The sequence below is a fragment of the Frigoribacterium sp. 2355 genome, from assembly GCF_054060695.1.
On sequence record NZ_JBSSDL010000014.1, the window covers coordinates 69,627 to 82,251 of the forward strand.

Genomic DNA, 12,625 nt, shown 5'->3' on the forward strand with positions numbered 1-12,625 from the left:
TGGGGCGGGAGCAGGGGGCGCATTGCTAGCGTCGACGAATGGCTGGCATCACGTATCCGACACCGCTCCGTGCAGGAGGACGCATCGAAGTACCGGCTCCGTCGATGGGTGTCCCTGAAGAACTGCACGAGCGTCTGCATGCAGCCGTGGCCTCGCTGACAGGCCGGGGCCTGGATGTGCAGGTCCGGGATCACGCCACCATCGGCGGCCTTGTTCCCGCGTCCGCTGCCGACCGCGTCCTGGACCTCCACCACGCTTTCCGCTCCGGTGACGCGGTACTGCCTCCCTGGGGAGGTGAGTTGGCCATCGAGCTGCTCGACGGCATCGACTGGGCAGCACTCGCGAACACCCAGACCTGGTTCGTCGGCTGGTCGGACATCTCCACCCTGCTCCTGCCGCTGACGACCCTCACCGGGCTGGCCACCATGCACGGTGCGAACCTCATGGACGAGCCGTGGGAGCTCCCCACGGAGTTCCGCCGTTGGACAGACGTCGCGAGCATGCCGGCCGGGAGCTCGTTCGAGCAACGCAGTGCACCGCGGCGCCGCTCTCGCCCCTGGGCTGCGTGGAGCGAGGAGCCACTCGACCGGGACCGCGCGTACGAGACCCGGACCAGGTGGCGGACGCTCGACGGCGAGAAGGACATCACCATGAGTGGGCGCCTGATCGGTGGGTGCCTCGACACCGTGTCGCTCTTGGCAGGCACGCCATACGGAGACGTGCCTAGATTCGCCCGTGAGCACGCTCCCGAAGGCACCCTCGTCTACCTCGAGGCCGCAGGAGCCGACTCGGTCGGTGTCCTCCGCATGCTCCGGTCATTACGGCTGGCTGGATGGTTTGAGGACGCGAAGGGCGTCCTCATCGGACGCACCACCGGCCCAGACACCTTGGAGCTCAGCCAAGAAGACGCCGTGCGACGAACTCTAGGAGATCTCGACTTCCCGGTGATCCTCGACTTCGACACGGGCCATCAGCCCCCGCAGATGCCACTGGTCAACGGCGCCCTCGCCGATGTCGTCCTGACCGATATCCGCGCCAGCATCACACAACGCCTGACAGCCTGAAATGTCGAGTCGACGATCCCCTATCGGGCATGTGTCAGTAAGCGTCGCCCATGCCCGGAGATTTCTCCGCGCCCTCGATGACAGCGAGCAGCAGTGCGTTGAGTTGCGCGCTCCGTGACGCGTCCAGCCCGAACATGCTGAGGTCGTTCGTCGCCAGGGCCACCTGCTGCACCGCGTCGAGCACGGCCTGGCCGGCTGGCGTGATCGCGGCGGGGTTCCTCCGGCCGCGGGCGCGGACGCCCACCCGGCGGACGAGACCGCGACGCTCCATCCCGTCGAGCACATCCGACATGCTCTGCGGGCGAACGAAGACGGCCCGAGCGATCTCCGCCGACGTGAGCTCAGCACCGTCCGCCAGGCACGACAGCACGCCGAACTGCACGAGGCTCACGTCGTGCTCCGCCATCCCCGCAGTGATCTTGGAGCCGATGATGCGGGCGACCTTGACCGCGTTCCAGCCCAGCACGGACTCGAGCCCGCGACCTCCCTCGTCACTCATACGTACCTCCTTGTCGACGGTCCTCGTTAAACAGGAACCTGTTTTTAAGGCTATGGTGCAGGAACCTGCTTCTCAAGGCCTCCTTGCAGTGTGCACCACCCACCCGCGCGACACCGACCCGACATGACAGGACAGGCACCATGACGACACCCGCACTCCCCGACGGCCGAGGCCGTTGGGGCGCCGATGACGAACTCGGCACGCTGAACCTGATCGATGACGCCGCGAGGGCCCGGGCTGCTGAGGAGGTGCGGATCGGCCGGAGCGTGTCGCTCGCGTACCCGGTCGAGCCCGCCTCGATGCTCGGCGGGCCGTTCGCTCCCCCTGCACCGCCGTCGCCCCCCGTGCAGCAGGCGCTGCTCTACACGGGCACGCCGCCCATGGGGATGTCCGAGGTCCTCGTCGTGACGCCGCATCACCCGGCGCTGACGCACATCGATGCTTTCGCCCACATGCCCGTCGACGGCACCGTGTACCCGGGCCGGCCACTCGAAGAGGCAGTCACGGCCGGGGGCGTCGCTCACGGTTCCACGACCGCCTTCGCCGCCGGGATCACGACGCGGGGAGTCCTGCTCGACCTGGCACCGGAGGGGCGGCTGCCGTCCGCGCACCCCGTCACCTCGGCGGACCTCGACGCTGCCGAGGCGCGGGCGGGGGTCGAGGTGCTGCCCGGTGACGCCGTGGTGGTCCGCAGCGGTTGGGGCTTCAGCTGGGATGCCGAGACCCAAGCGCCGGGCATGACCGTCGACGCGGTCACGTGGATGCATGACCGTGGCGTCTCGCTCTACGCCGGCGACATCAGCGACTCCTTTCCGCCGAGCGACCCGGAGACGCCCATGCCGATGCACATGGTCGGGCTGGCCCGCCTGGGCATGCCCCTGATCGACAGCGTCGCCACGGACGACCTCGCCGCGACCTGCGCCGAGCTCGGCCGACACTCTTTCCTGCTCAGCATCGCCCCGCCCCGCCTCCACGGCCTCACCGGCGTGCCCGTGAACCCCCAAGCCATCTTCTAGACCGACACCACGGCCGTGCGGGTCGCGATGATCGATCGGTCACCGATCAACGGCGGAGATCAGCCACTCCCCTGCAGCTACAGGACGTCGGCTGTCTCAATAGGTCAGTCCGAAACTGATCTCGGTGAACGATCCCCTATCGGGCTACCCGACGGTCATTCTCCAGCTGCTCAGCCCTGCGTCTGCCATTCTCGACAGATGCTGAGCAGCGTTGCCATCGTGTCGTTGGCATTCTTCGTGTGGTCGATCGTTCGACTGGTTCGAGGTCGCAGGTCCCAAGCAGTCGGCCGAACGCCTGACAAGAAGGTTGTTCGAGACAACAAGATTGTCCTAGCCCTATCTGCCCTAGCTGTAATCGCGACCTTTCTCGTCGGCATGGTGTTGTTGCCTCGCATCTAGGGAGAACTCGCGTTGCAGCCAGCCATCGACTATTGAGACGGCCTTGGCAGGGTTAAGCCACCCTTAGACCGCGACCGTGGGTTGTCCAGGCGTGAATATGATCAGCCAAGGTGCACACGCTTGAGGGATCGAAGGAGACCACCATGGGCCAGAAGACACCGCTCTTCAAGGGGCAAGGTTTCCGTCTAGCCAGCATCGGTGTCGGTTTGGCCGCAGGCCTGGGCATCGTCCTCATCGTGCAGGCAGCCACCTCGGATGAACCCCTCTCGAGCGGATTCCTCCTCGGCGGCGCCGGCGTGGGGTTAGTCATAGCAGTAGCCGCCATCCTCGTCGGCCTCTTACTAGGTCGCAAGATCTTCGGGAAGCGACTCGAGATCGCTCTTCGACCCGCAGGAGAGACGAAGTGGCAGCACGGGCGAGTTGAAGCGTCCCCGGGACAAATGCATTTCCGCCGGTACAAGTGGCAACTACGGTTCGTATCCGGCGATCCGGTCGACTTCGTTGTGGACGAGGTAGGTGCCGACTCAGGAGCTCGCCCCTCGAAAAAGCAAATGTGGTCCGTGAACCCGTCCCTGCACGTGATCGAGGTCAAGACCGACCGAGGCACCTTCCAGCTCGGCGTCCAGGCCCACCAAGTCGACGATCTACGGTCGCAGCTTCAGCCCGCAACCACCGCGAGCTGACGGCGAAAAAGTAGGAGGGCCTCGGATGAGAACGCACGCCCGGCCGCACACCGATCGCCTAGCGGGCAGGACAAAGGGCAGGACAAGTCGACCTATCGCGTGGGAGCGTCTGCCATGACTTCGAAGCAGAGGGCTACCTGGATACGCATCATCATCACCTGCGCGGTCGTCGCCGCAGGCCTCGTGATCGCTGGTCTGCTTGTACGCGAAGCACTGTCAATTCTCGCGCCTCTTGCCGTGGCCCTGGGCATTTTCGCCCTCCTCATCGGCTTGCTCGTTCGACGCCAGTCGCGAAAGTGACCGTCCGGCCGCCGATCGTCTAGTGAGACGGGTGCACGGTCTTAGCAGCGGGGCCAAGCACGTAAGGGAGAAAGTGCAGCTGACGGGGACGCAGCCGATGCACCCCGTCCCGGTACGAGCCGCCAACGACAGCGCCGCCAACGTCCAGTAGGTCACACGTACGCCACGTGCTGCGAACGGTCCCACCTCTGACCACGAACTGCGTCACAACGCGGAGCGCCTCGACCAGACCGTCATCGCCGTCACCGCCCAGATCCCACCAGCCGAAGTCCTTACCGCTGACGACGACCGAGTCGTCCTTGATCACCAGGACCTCGAAAGGCAGGGACCCGTGCCGGCGCGGGGTCACGGTCAGGACACGGTCGAACTCGGCCTGAACGGTCGAGACTTTGACGTCACCAGCCTCCCCGACAGTCGCGATGACCCGAGCAACGAACCCGTCGAGACTGCCAGGCTCGAGGCGTTCGGTCAGAAGATGGTCCGCAAGCAGGAACCAGGCCTGCGCAAAGTCAGCCTCGTCCCAACCGAGCTCCCACCGCCGGGCTGGCACTCTTGAGGTCGGGGCGATGTCGATCACCAGCCCGTCAGCCGCGACGACCGAGAACGGGCCCACGTGAAGCATCGGCGGTGTCGAACTGCCTGACCCGAGGGATTTTGACCGGACGGCGCTACCGAACTCTGCACGGGCGCGAGTGGCGAAGACGTCGAACCGCTTGGTGACGTCATCGGGGACCGGTGCCATGCGACCATCCTGCGGCATCAAGACCCAGCCGGCCATCAATTCAGGCTCATGCCGAGTCAGTAGCCGGTTCCCTATCGGGCGCCGTTCACGAGTGCGTTTAAGCGATCGACCAGGTGCGCCATTCGGGGCGGTCCTAGTCGAAGGACGAGCGACTCCGAGAACCAGCGCATCCAGACCGCTTCGACATCCTGGGCAGTGACGACGCCGGCCATGAGAAGCATGCGAACCAGATCAACCGCCTCCATCTCGTACTCGTCCAACGGAGCGCCTTCGGGCGAGCCAGGCTCGAGACCGTACGGATCTACATCGCTGAGAACAGCCAAGACACCAGCGAGAGTCGTCTTGTAGGTAGCTGTCCTCGCTCTCACACCTCAATGATGCCTGGGGCGGCCTCGACCGCTGACCGATCCACTATCGGGCATCTCTGCGACTTTCGACAACGGTGCTGACGAACAACGTGATTGACGCTAAAAGGAGAAGTCCTGCGCCCGCGAAGATCTGCCCCTGGTAAAACGTGATGCCCGCTACAACCACGAGGATCACTCCAGTGATCTGAACGGCTAGAGCCCTTCGCGACTTACGTTGCTTAGTCATAAGCATGATCCTGCTCCGACTACTGGGACGCGCGTTCGTGCCAGTCACGTTCCGAAGCAGATCGCGACGTCGCCCGCTGAGCGATCGTCAGCTGAGACGGGCCCACCGTCTTAGCTTCACTTCTTGGCGCTGGAACGATCTGCGGGCATCATCAACGGATGAGCAAGGGTGCGATCCGCGGTGGTTGGCGTGTCTACCGAGAGCAGCGCCTAGAGTTCCTGGACTTGGCCAAGGTCCGCAGGAGAACACGGGTGGGCGCCCTCGTGGTTTTGGCGGCCGCCGCTCTCCTTGTTTTTAGTGCCGTCCACTGGGACATCTTCGACGGGCCACCAGCACGAGACGCCGTCGCCATCGTCTTCTTCTCGGCCGCCGTGGCTTGTCTCGTCATGGCTTTCATCCCCGTGGCCGACCCCAGCACTGCACCCAACTCAAGAAGGATGCTCGGAAACTGGCGACGAAGCGAACGCATCGATCGTCAATTCGCTAAGAACCCGCCCGAGATCATGCCAGAAGACCGAGACGAGGTCATCGCCGGCTCAAAGGGACTGCTTGCGGCGTCAGTCGTTGCCGTTGACCGATCCATCTGGGTCCCGTGCGGGTATGTCCTGGTCTGGGTCGCCCTTGTCGTTGCTGGCCTCGCCTCTGCTGAACACTTGAACCTCTTGCTTCTGCCCCTCATCTTCGCTGCCCTTCAAAGCGCCACCGTCTTGACGTCGGTGGTGGCGGCTGGCCGTGCCGACACTGCGCACGACCGTGCTCTGGCACTTCCACCGGCACCCGTTGATAGCTCACCCGTCAAACCCAAGAGCCGTCCGACCGGCTCGATGCTTGCTCTTCCTGACGAGTAACGACGCAGCCAAGAACACCCGTGCGCCTTCGTCCGGCAGGCACAAAACACGATGCCCTCTAGACCGCGCCCTTGACGTTGGCCCAGTTCTGGAGTGTGGCTATGGCCTCGCGCCAGGGACGTTGAAGACGAGCAAGGACGAACCGTTCGTCGTCGTCGACTGCCCGCATCAGCCACGTGATGTGCACGGTCATCGAGTAGCCGCGGAGGTCTTTGTACTCGACTTGCCCGACGTCGGAGATGTACGTGATTCGGTCACGGGGAACGTGGCGGGACCAGAACGTGCCGTGGATGTGCATGTCCGTGTCGTCGAGGAGGACGTGGATGCCGTAGCTGCGGATGGCGGCCCAGATTGAGACCGCCAGGCTGGTCATGCCCATCAACCCGATTGGCCACGACCGGATCTCGGGATCGATGGCTGCACCCAGGAAGGCAAGACTTGTCCCGATCCCGATGAGGCAAGCGGCAAAGTTCACGTGCTGCGCCCACCGGGGTGGCGCGAGCCGGATGGGACTCATCGAAAGAGCATCGCATGGGTAGGAGATGTCGGGGCCACTAAGCTTGCTCGGCTCTCTAGATCGCCCGGTAAACCGCCGTATATCGGACAGATCTGGGTCGCTTCAACCTAGGTGTCGGAGTTGCGAGCGGGCCACCGCTAGTCGCGGGAGTTCCATCAATCCCTGCCGTTGTTTGCCGGCATTCGCGCTGCGGCAGGTACTGCCCGCTACTTCCAGCCGGTTTGCACTCCCATGACGACGATGAAGACCGCGATAGCGGCAGCGCCGATCCACACGCACCACTTGAACACCTGACGGCCGCGTTCACTGTCGGGGAGCCATTTTCCATCGCTAGTTCTCACACCGCAGACGGTACCCGGCTAAAGCCCACACGCTGCGGCCGGGTGGCACCAAGCAGGAGACCCGGTGACCGATCGCTCACCGGGTAACGGCGGGGGCTACCCACTCCCCCGCAGCTCCAGGGCGTTGGCTGCCTCATTAGGTCAGTCCGATACGTATCTCGGTGACCGATCCCCTATCGGGCGGGTAGACCCTGCGGCGCCTCCGGAGTTGTACCTAAGCGGTCCGGCGCGCCTTGAGTTCTCGACGCAGGTTGAATGCGGAGAAGAAGTAGGCGACAGCAACCAAGACGTAGAACGGGCCTACGACTGCTGCGGACAGACCCAGCGACCCCGAGGGCTCCGAGAACATCAGTGCCAACGCATAGAACACCGCGATGACACCCATCACGAGGCTGGACACGATGCCACCAGACAACTTCCACGCCGGTCGGCGTTGCTGCACCGGCTCGCCCTCACCTCTGAACGTCCGGCCGCAGAAGACAACGAGCGCAACCGTGACGACGAGCGCAGCAGTCACAGCCCCGACCTCGCCGGCTATGAAGACTGTCCCGAAGCCGAGAAAGACGCTGAGAACCATTCCAGACACGACGACGCCAGCTTTCGTCGCTGCCGACGTGATGCGAATTGCCACAATCTCGTTCCTGCCCACGGTTGACTAATTATCCGGTAAGTGGACCGACCGCTACGCGATCGATTATCAGGTGGAATCGCGAGGCGCATCAAACGCCTCATTCACTTGCCGCTGGCGTGAACGCGCTACGAACGAGTCGGCCGCGACAGCAGCAACACCGAAAAGTGCTCCGAGGGCTCCCACGACCCATCCGTTCCATCCCAGCCCTAAGCCGGCGATGCCGACGAAGAGCACCACCGGGACGATGGCTATGCGCGAGACCATGAGCAGATCCTGGCAGAAGAACGTCCTGACAGATAAGCGATGATCGATCGGCTATCGCACATTTTCGCGTTCCCTCATGTGCCCGCGTCGGGTAAGAAGAGCCATGCCTCTTCAGCCTGTCCAGCGCAACCTGGACCTCACGACTAGCCTCCCGCCTCACGACGTGGCCGGCCGTGTCGCTGGCTTCCTTCACGAGCTGACTCACCGGCCCACGACGACCGCTCGCACGGGCATCGTGAAGGCGGGCTCTCGAGTCGCCTACCGATTATTTGGCGGCGTAATGAATGCCGGCAAGAAGCGACTTCCCATGATCGTCAGCTGGTCGATTACGGAGAACGGAAGTGGCAGTGATATCCACCTCGAGATGAAGAGCGACGAAGGCACTTACGGATTTGCCACCAGGTGGCACTATCAGGCCTACGAACAGCGTTTCACTCAGCTCGAGAAGGACCTTCAAAGCCGCTTCGCCTGATCTCACCGGCACTGTCCGAAACCCGATCGACTATCGGGACGCAGAGCGTTCTCTCTAGGTCGGTTTCGTGAAGGAACGGTTTCTAGCGTCGCATCTCAGCCATGGCTCGAACATTGAAGTAGATGCCGATCACGATCAGTCCCACGCCTAGGAGCATGAGCAGATTTGGCAGGTCACTGAAGACCTCGGCGATGAACAGGGCGGCAGCCAGAACATAGAAGATCGTGGCCACGCCCATGAGCTTTCTCAAGCGAGGAACGTTGGAGGGCACCTGTGGCTCCGTATCGATCAAGAGAAATAACCTCGCGGGCCGAAAGGTCGGCTGTGGACGACACTCTCCGGAAGGTACTGCCTAATGCGGCCTAATGCGGCCCGCCGTCCCGAGGGTGTATCTGCCGACGCGGCGCAGCCCCTGAACAACTACTCGTCCTTGGCACGGCTTTGCACGCGTGGCAGGGTCGCGAGCATGAAGATCATCGATGATGTCGAACGCGCTGCTTGGCTAGGGCCGCGGATGCACCGCGTCAGAGGGTGGGCGAGGGTCGGCTCCGTCGCTGGGTACGGTTTCGAGGCCTACGCGCGCATCCTCCACCCCCGACCCACGGGAGACGGCCGCTGGGAACACCGCCGGTGGTCCGACGTCGCCACCGCGGCTGGCAAAGTGATGCACCCTCTCGTCCAGTGGGAGCGGCTACTTGACCTTGATGAGCCACGGGGTGGAACCAGCGATATCGGGCACCTCGACCCGCAAGTTCTGGCAGCCCTCGCGCCGCTGTTGAGGGTCCAGACCGCGACACCAGACGACGCCCTCGCGGCGTACTGGATCGGCGGCACCGGCCAGAGCCTTGTCGGCCGATCGGTCGCCATCGATCGGTACGACTACGTTCTGGCGCACACCGGTACTGCGGAGCTGGCAACGCCTGGCTGGGGTCCACACATCGGCTTCCGAAGCGACGAACCACCGCAATTGCTCTGGCCGGAGGATCACGCCTGGGTACTCGCCACCGAAATCGACTGGGACTCCACCATCGTCGCCGGCTCCCAACCACTCATCGAATCGATCCTCACCGACGACCGCTTCGAGGTCTACCAGGTCACGGAGGACTCCGACCTCTCCTGGAACGGCGACACCATCAACCGACGCCCGACATCGAGCCCCGCATGACGATCCCCTTTTAAGACGCCGGGCCCTCGGACTTTTGCGTGTTTCAGGTAGACGCGAGATCCGATCCGTCGATGCCGTCGTAACTGTGCCGTGGGCTCCAGAAACGCTTCGGAAGATGACCGTCTTTGGCCTCGGCGGGATGACGGTAGGCCACTTCGTCGATGAACTCGTCGAGACCCGCCAGGGGGTCCTGTCCTTCTTCGATCTCCTCCCGCACCATGGCCGGGGTCATCTCGCGCCCTTCGCCCGTGAAGTCGTCCACGACGAGGCCCGGCGCATCAGTAGCGAGCACTCGGAGGCGCTGCCCCTGCTCTCGAGAGAGGGCCAGCTTGTGATCGTCTCGAGGATCAACGAGGCGTCCACCTGCTGGCCATTCCAGAAGCCCCTGGGTCTCTGCCATGTCCAGGATGCGCGAAGCAGTCCGCTCGTCAAGATACGAGAAATCGATCTGCCAGTCGCGTTGATCTTCCAAGCGGGCATTCGATCGCCTCACGTGGGTTGCCCGCCCGACCCATTCAGGGAACTGAGCCACCAATTCGGCAGCTCTGTCCCCGTCAGTCCGGACAAAGGCCCCGTCCTCCTTTTGGGTGAACACCCACGAGGCATCTGACGGGTAGATCGCCAACGATTCCCCATCCATCCCTGAGGACAGCGCCAACGCGGCAGCAAGGCCAGGATCGTCTAGTCCGAGCTGGGTGACGTACGTGTGCTCGTAGATGGGGAGCTCTTCGGCAAAGTTTGGATCGGCCATCCACGTCACGCTGATGTCCGACTGCCATAGGCGTGCCGGGAGGAAACGCTTGAGCCACGAGTCACGATCCTCAGGCTCCGGTCCACGAGACCACGCAAAAGTCGAGACGAAGACGCTGGCGTCGGATGCGCCTTGCCTCAGGGCTCGAAGAAGCGTCAGGTCGCAGAAGATGATCTCGGCGTATTGCATGGCCTGCTCGGCATGCTGATGCAAGGTCGGGAGCCTGTCGAACTCCAAGAGGACCCCACTGCCGAAGCGGTAGTCCTCCACCGAACCAGGCGGCGCCGGCGACCGACGCTGACCCCAATGCGTGGATATCTCCGCGAGTGTTTCCATCGAAGGGAGGTCAGCCATGCCGCAACACTAGAGAATCCAAGCAATCCCCTAGGCCACCGAACCTGACTCCTTCGCGTCCATCACGCGTCGAAACGGCCGCTGCACCATCCCCCATCGGGCACTAACTCAGGTCGACGCAAAGCGCGCTTGTCAGGGACTCAGTCGTCATCCCACTCGTCGCGCATCTCTTTTGTAAGAACTGCGACCTGAACCGTCAGGGCCCCCAGCAGTTCTTCGCGGTTGAGCCTGTTTGTCGTTCTGTAGGCCCACGTCGCTTCCCCCACGGCATTTAGGGTCTTCACAAGCACGAACGCCTCAATGGCCGTCTCGCCTTCCTCCAGTGGATGGACTTCTAAGCCCGCCAGAGCCTGCTCGAGCGGGACACGCTGCTCGCCTGATGCCGGATCCCCGGAGTGACTACCCATGCCACGAGTAAAACCCATTCTTCGACCCGAGCAGTCGCGACCGATGGCCTATTCCCTATCGGGCACCAAGACGAGGCGCATCAGACGCCTTGCCGACTTGTCGGCGGCGTGACCGCTCCACAAGGGAGTCACCACCGACCGCAGCAACACCGAAGAACAAACCGATGGTCCCCACGACCCATCCGTTCCAGCCCAAGGCGAAGCCAGCGACGCCGACGAAGAGCACGACAGGGACTATGGCTATGCGCGAGATCATGGGCAGATCCTGACAGACGATGGCCGATGGCCGATCGTCTATCGGGCATCTGGCCGGCTCTGGTGAAGGACGTCTAGCTGCAAGCTAGCCTCGCCGTATGTATGGCGTCCCCGTCGATATCGATCTGTCGTTCCTTCCCGGCACGAGGCTCGAGTCCGTGGATTTCACCCAGTTTCAACTTCAGCTGCGTTTCGATGAGCGGGTGCGGTTGTCCATCGAGTCGGTCTACCGGATCGACAAGGCCGGAAGCGTTCTCGTTTATGACGAGATCTCTGCTGGTGCCGGCGAGGTTGTTGCGCTGCTGTCCATGGATGTGACCAACGCCTACCGTCTGGCAGAAGACGCGATCCGCATTGAGTTCGGAGACAGTCGTGCGCTTGAGGCCGTTGATGATTCGGTGCAGTTCGAGAGCTTCCAGATCTGGAACGGTGACGCCATCATCGTTGTCTGAGCCTTGGCGCTTGCTCTTCGGAGCCAGTTCGACCTTTGGCTTGGACCGGACACTTAACGCTGTTCTCGGCCGTGGGCGAAGCAGTAGGAGTCGGTGCCCACTGGGTACGACCCAGGAGCATCCCGGTGACCGATCCCCTATCGGACACGCTCTGGAGTCGAGTCATCGAGGATGCGAGGCAAATTCGAGGGTGCTAACGCGGCCGGTGGCCACGCCGGCGCTAGGGTCAGGGCATGAACGACGCCGACCGCGAATTGCTCCGCCGGGCTGAGGCGGAGGTGGCAGCGCTCCCCCACCGTGACTCCCTCGCTGACTCGTCTGCCTGGTCGGAAGGCGGCCCCGCCGCCGAGTCCGAGCCGACCGGTCGGGCTCGATTGCTCGCCCCGCTGACCCTCATCGTCTGCTTCGTCACGGCCTGCGCCGAGGGTTCGTGGCTCTGGTTCTCCGCCGCAGAGTGGACCTCAATGGTCTGGTTCGCCGTGCCATTCCTGCTGGTCGCCTCGATTGTGCTCGCGCTCATCGCCGGCGCGCTAGGCGGCCGCACTGGCCGATGGGCCGGCGTCTGTGGTGGTATCGCGATCGTACCGCCCGTGTGTTTCGTGGTGTCGCTTCCCCTGGCGCTTTTCACGTAGACCGCTGCGGCTTGCGCCGCGGCAGCTCGGCGGCCTCCCGGTAGCCGATCGTCTATCGGACGCCGGGGAGGAGCCAGGTCGACGGTCGCTCACGTCGACGGATAGACAGGTAGGAAATGGGCGTTCCATCCAACATCCTGTTCTCATGACCACACGATCGGACGCTGACAGCAGCGTTGTGCTCTGGCGGCCCACGGGCCCGGAGGAACTCGAGCTCGTCGAGGCGAGTGGCTGGTCGC

General features: G+C 63.6%; 16 protein-coding genes. 9 read left to right on the plus strand and 7 right to left on the minus strand.

Annotation, left to right across the window (positions count from 1 at the left end; all coding sequences use genetic code 11):
• The first annotated feature begins 38 nt into the window (after nt 1-38).
• Nucleotides 39-1,064, plus strand: coding sequence for a S66 family peptidase (locus ACVJ1F_RS14020; protein ID WP_456886937.1), 1,026 nt, complete (start codon nt 39-41; stop codon nt 1,062-1,064).
• A gap of 34 nt (nt 1,065-1,098) precedes the next feature.
• On the opposite strand, the gene ACVJ1F_RS14025 is transcribed toward ACVJ1F_RS14020, so the two are convergent.
• On the minus strand, nt 1,099-1,563 hold the full coding sequence (locus ACVJ1F_RS14025; RefSeq protein WP_456886939.1) for a MarR family winged helix-turn-helix transcriptional regulator: 465 nt from the start codon (nt 1,561-1,563) through the stop codon (nt 1,099-1,101).
• Nucleotides 1,564-1,703: 140 nt separating this feature from the next.
• Between ACVJ1F_RS14025 and ACVJ1F_RS14030 the strand changes: the two genes are divergently transcribed.
• The 3 genes from ACVJ1F_RS14030 (at nt 1,704) to ACVJ1F_RS14040 (ending at nt 3,961) form a co-directional block, all read left to right on the plus strand.
• Entirely contained in the window at nt 1,704-2,579 is an 876-nt protein-coding gene (locus ACVJ1F_RS14030; RefSeq protein ID WP_456886941.1) for a cyclase family protein, read from the plus strand.
• A gap of 542 nt (nt 2,580-3,121) precedes the next feature.
• Entirely contained in the window at nt 3,122-3,661 is a 540-nt protein-coding gene (locus ACVJ1F_RS14035) for a hypothetical protein (RefSeq protein WP_456886943.1), read from the plus strand.
• Nucleotides 3,662-3,775: 114 nt separating this feature from the next.
• A complete protein-coding gene (locus ACVJ1F_RS14040; protein WP_456886945.1) occupies nt 3,776-3,961 on the plus strand; it encodes a hypothetical protein in 186 nt (61 codons plus the stop codon).
• A 19-nt stretch (nt 3,962-3,980) separates the two neighbouring features.
• Here the strand turns inward: ACVJ1F_RS14040 and ACVJ1F_RS14045 are convergent, their stop codons facing one another.
• Nucleotides 3,981-4,739, minus strand: a complete 759-nt coding sequence (locus tag ACVJ1F_RS14045) for a hypothetical protein (protein ID WP_456886947.1) — start codon at nt 4,737-4,739, stop codon at nt 3,981-3,983.
• Between the two features lie 716 nt (nt 4,740-5,455).
• On the opposite strand from ACVJ1F_RS14045, the gene ACVJ1F_RS14050 reads away from it, so the two are divergent.
• A complete protein-coding gene (locus ACVJ1F_RS14050) occupies nt 5,456-6,145 on the plus strand; it encodes a hypothetical protein (protein ID WP_285061945.1) in 690 nt (229 codons plus the stop codon).
• Between the two features lie 58 nt (nt 6,146-6,203).
• On the opposite strand, the gene ACVJ1F_RS14055 is transcribed toward ACVJ1F_RS14050, so the two are convergent.
• Together ACVJ1F_RS14055 and ACVJ1F_RS14060 are read right to left on the minus strand one after the other, a co-directional pair.
• Complete coding sequence (locus tag ACVJ1F_RS14055) at nt 6,204-6,662, minus strand: hypothetical protein (RefSeq protein WP_456886949.1); 459 nt, start codon at nt 6,660-6,662, stop codon at nt 6,204-6,206.
• Nucleotides 6,663-7,217: 555 nt separating this feature from the next.
• The gene (locus ACVJ1F_RS14060) at nt 7,218-7,634 is read right to left on the minus strand and encodes a hypothetical protein (protein WP_456886951.1); all 417 of its coding nucleotides are present in this window, start codon (nt 7,632-7,634) and stop codon (nt 7,218-7,220) included.
• 427 nt (nt 7,635-8,061) lie between these two features.
• On the opposite strand from ACVJ1F_RS14060, the gene ACVJ1F_RS14065 reads away from it, so the two are divergent.
• Entirely contained in the window at nt 8,062-8,370 is a 309-nt protein-coding gene (locus tag ACVJ1F_RS14065) for a hypothetical protein (RefSeq protein WP_456886953.1), read from the plus strand.
• Nucleotides 8,371-8,452: 82 nt separating this feature from the next.
• Here the strand turns inward: ACVJ1F_RS14065 and ACVJ1F_RS14070 are convergent, their stop codons facing one another.
• A complete protein-coding gene (locus ACVJ1F_RS14070) occupies nt 8,453-8,602 on the minus strand; it encodes a hypothetical protein (protein ID WP_456886955.1) in 150 nt (49 codons plus the stop codon).
• Nucleotides 8,603-8,836: 234 nt separating this feature from the next.
• Here ACVJ1F_RS14070 and ACVJ1F_RS14075 point away from each other — a divergent pair, with 234 nt between their 5' ends.
• Nucleotides 8,837-9,535 carry a hypothetical protein gene (locus ACVJ1F_RS14075; protein ID WP_456886957.1) on the plus strand — a complete coding sequence of 233 codons (699 nt, stop codon included), beginning with the start codon at nt 8,837-8,839 and terminating at the stop codon, nt 9,533-9,535.
• A gap of 43 nt (nt 9,536-9,578) precedes the next feature.
• Here the strand turns inward: ACVJ1F_RS14075 and ACVJ1F_RS14080 are convergent, their stop codons facing one another.
• On the minus strand, nt 9,579-10,640 hold the full coding sequence (locus ACVJ1F_RS14080; protein ID WP_456886959.1) for a hypothetical protein: 1,062 nt from the start codon (nt 10,638-10,640) through the stop codon (nt 9,579-9,581).
• A 140-nt stretch (nt 10,641-10,780) separates the two neighbouring features.
• Nucleotides 10,781-11,047: a hypothetical protein gene (locus tag ACVJ1F_RS14085; protein ID WP_456886961.1), complete on the minus strand. Its 267-nt coding sequence runs from the start codon at nt 11,045-11,047 to the stop codon at nt 10,781-10,783.
• 413 nt (nt 11,048-11,460) lie between these two features.
• Between ACVJ1F_RS14085 and ACVJ1F_RS14090 the strand changes: the two genes are divergently transcribed.
• Together ACVJ1F_RS14090 and ACVJ1F_RS14095 are read left to right on the plus strand one after the other, a co-directional pair.
• The gene (locus tag ACVJ1F_RS14090; protein ID WP_456886963.1) at nt 11,461-11,754 is read left to right on the plus strand and encodes a hypothetical protein; all 294 of its coding nucleotides are present in this window, start codon (nt 11,461-11,463) and stop codon (nt 11,752-11,754) included.
• Between the two features lie 233 nt (nt 11,755-11,987).
• Nucleotides 11,988-12,386: a hypothetical protein gene (locus ACVJ1F_RS14095; RefSeq protein ID WP_456886965.1), complete on the plus strand. Its 399-nt coding sequence runs from the start codon at nt 11,988-11,990 to the stop codon at nt 12,384-12,386.
• Nucleotides 12,387-12,625 lie beyond the last annotated feature (239 nt).

What these genes read in the sequence shown, in the direction of transcription:
- ACVJ1F_RS14020 (WP_456886937.1), top strand. Translation starts at nt 39, where the DNA reads ATGGCTGGCATCACGTATCCGACACCGCTCCGTGCAGGAGGACGCATC.
- ACVJ1F_RS14025 (WP_456886939.1), bottom strand. Translation starts at nt 1,563, where the DNA reads ATGAGTGACGAGGGAGGTCGCGGGCTCGAGTCCGTGCTGGGCTGGAAC.
- ACVJ1F_RS14030 (WP_456886941.1), top strand. Translation starts at nt 1,704, where the DNA reads ATGACGACACCCGCACTCCCCGACGGCCGAGGCCGTTGGGGCGCCGAT.
- ACVJ1F_RS14035 (WP_456886943.1), top strand. Translation starts at nt 3,122, where the DNA reads ATGGGCCAGAAGACACCGCTCTTCAAGGGGCAAGGTTTCCGTCTAGCC.
- ACVJ1F_RS14040 (WP_456886945.1), top strand. Translation starts at nt 3,776, where the DNA reads ATGACTTCGAAGCAGAGGGCTACCTGGATACGCATCATCATCACCTGC.
- ACVJ1F_RS14045 (WP_456886947.1), bottom strand. Translation starts at nt 4,739, where the DNA reads ATGGCCGGCTGGGTCTTGATGCCGCAGGATGGTCGCATGGCACCGGTC.
- ACVJ1F_RS14050 (WP_285061945.1), top strand. Translation starts at nt 5,456, where the DNA reads ATGAGCAAGGGTGCGATCCGCGGTGGTTGGCGTGTCTACCGAGAGCAG.
- ACVJ1F_RS14055 (WP_456886949.1), bottom strand. Translation starts at nt 6,662, where the DNA reads ATGAGTCCCATCCGGCTCGCGCCACCCCGGTGGGCGCAGCACGTGAAC.
- ACVJ1F_RS14075 (WP_456886957.1), top strand. Translation starts at nt 8,837, where the DNA reads ATGAAGATCATCGATGATGTCGAACGCGCTGCTTGGCTAGGGCCGCGG.
- ACVJ1F_RS14080 (WP_456886959.1), bottom strand. Translation starts at nt 10,640, where the DNA reads ATGGCTGACCTCCCTTCGATGGAAACACTCGCGGAGATATCCACGCAT.
- ACVJ1F_RS14085 (WP_456886961.1), bottom strand. Translation starts at nt 11,047, where the DNA reads ATGGGTAGTCACTCCGGGGATCCGGCATCAGGCGAGCAGCGTGTCCCG.
- ACVJ1F_RS14095 (WP_456886965.1), top strand. Translation starts at nt 11,988, where the DNA reads ATGAACGACGCCGACCGCGAATTGCTCCGCCGGGCTGAGGCGGAGGTG.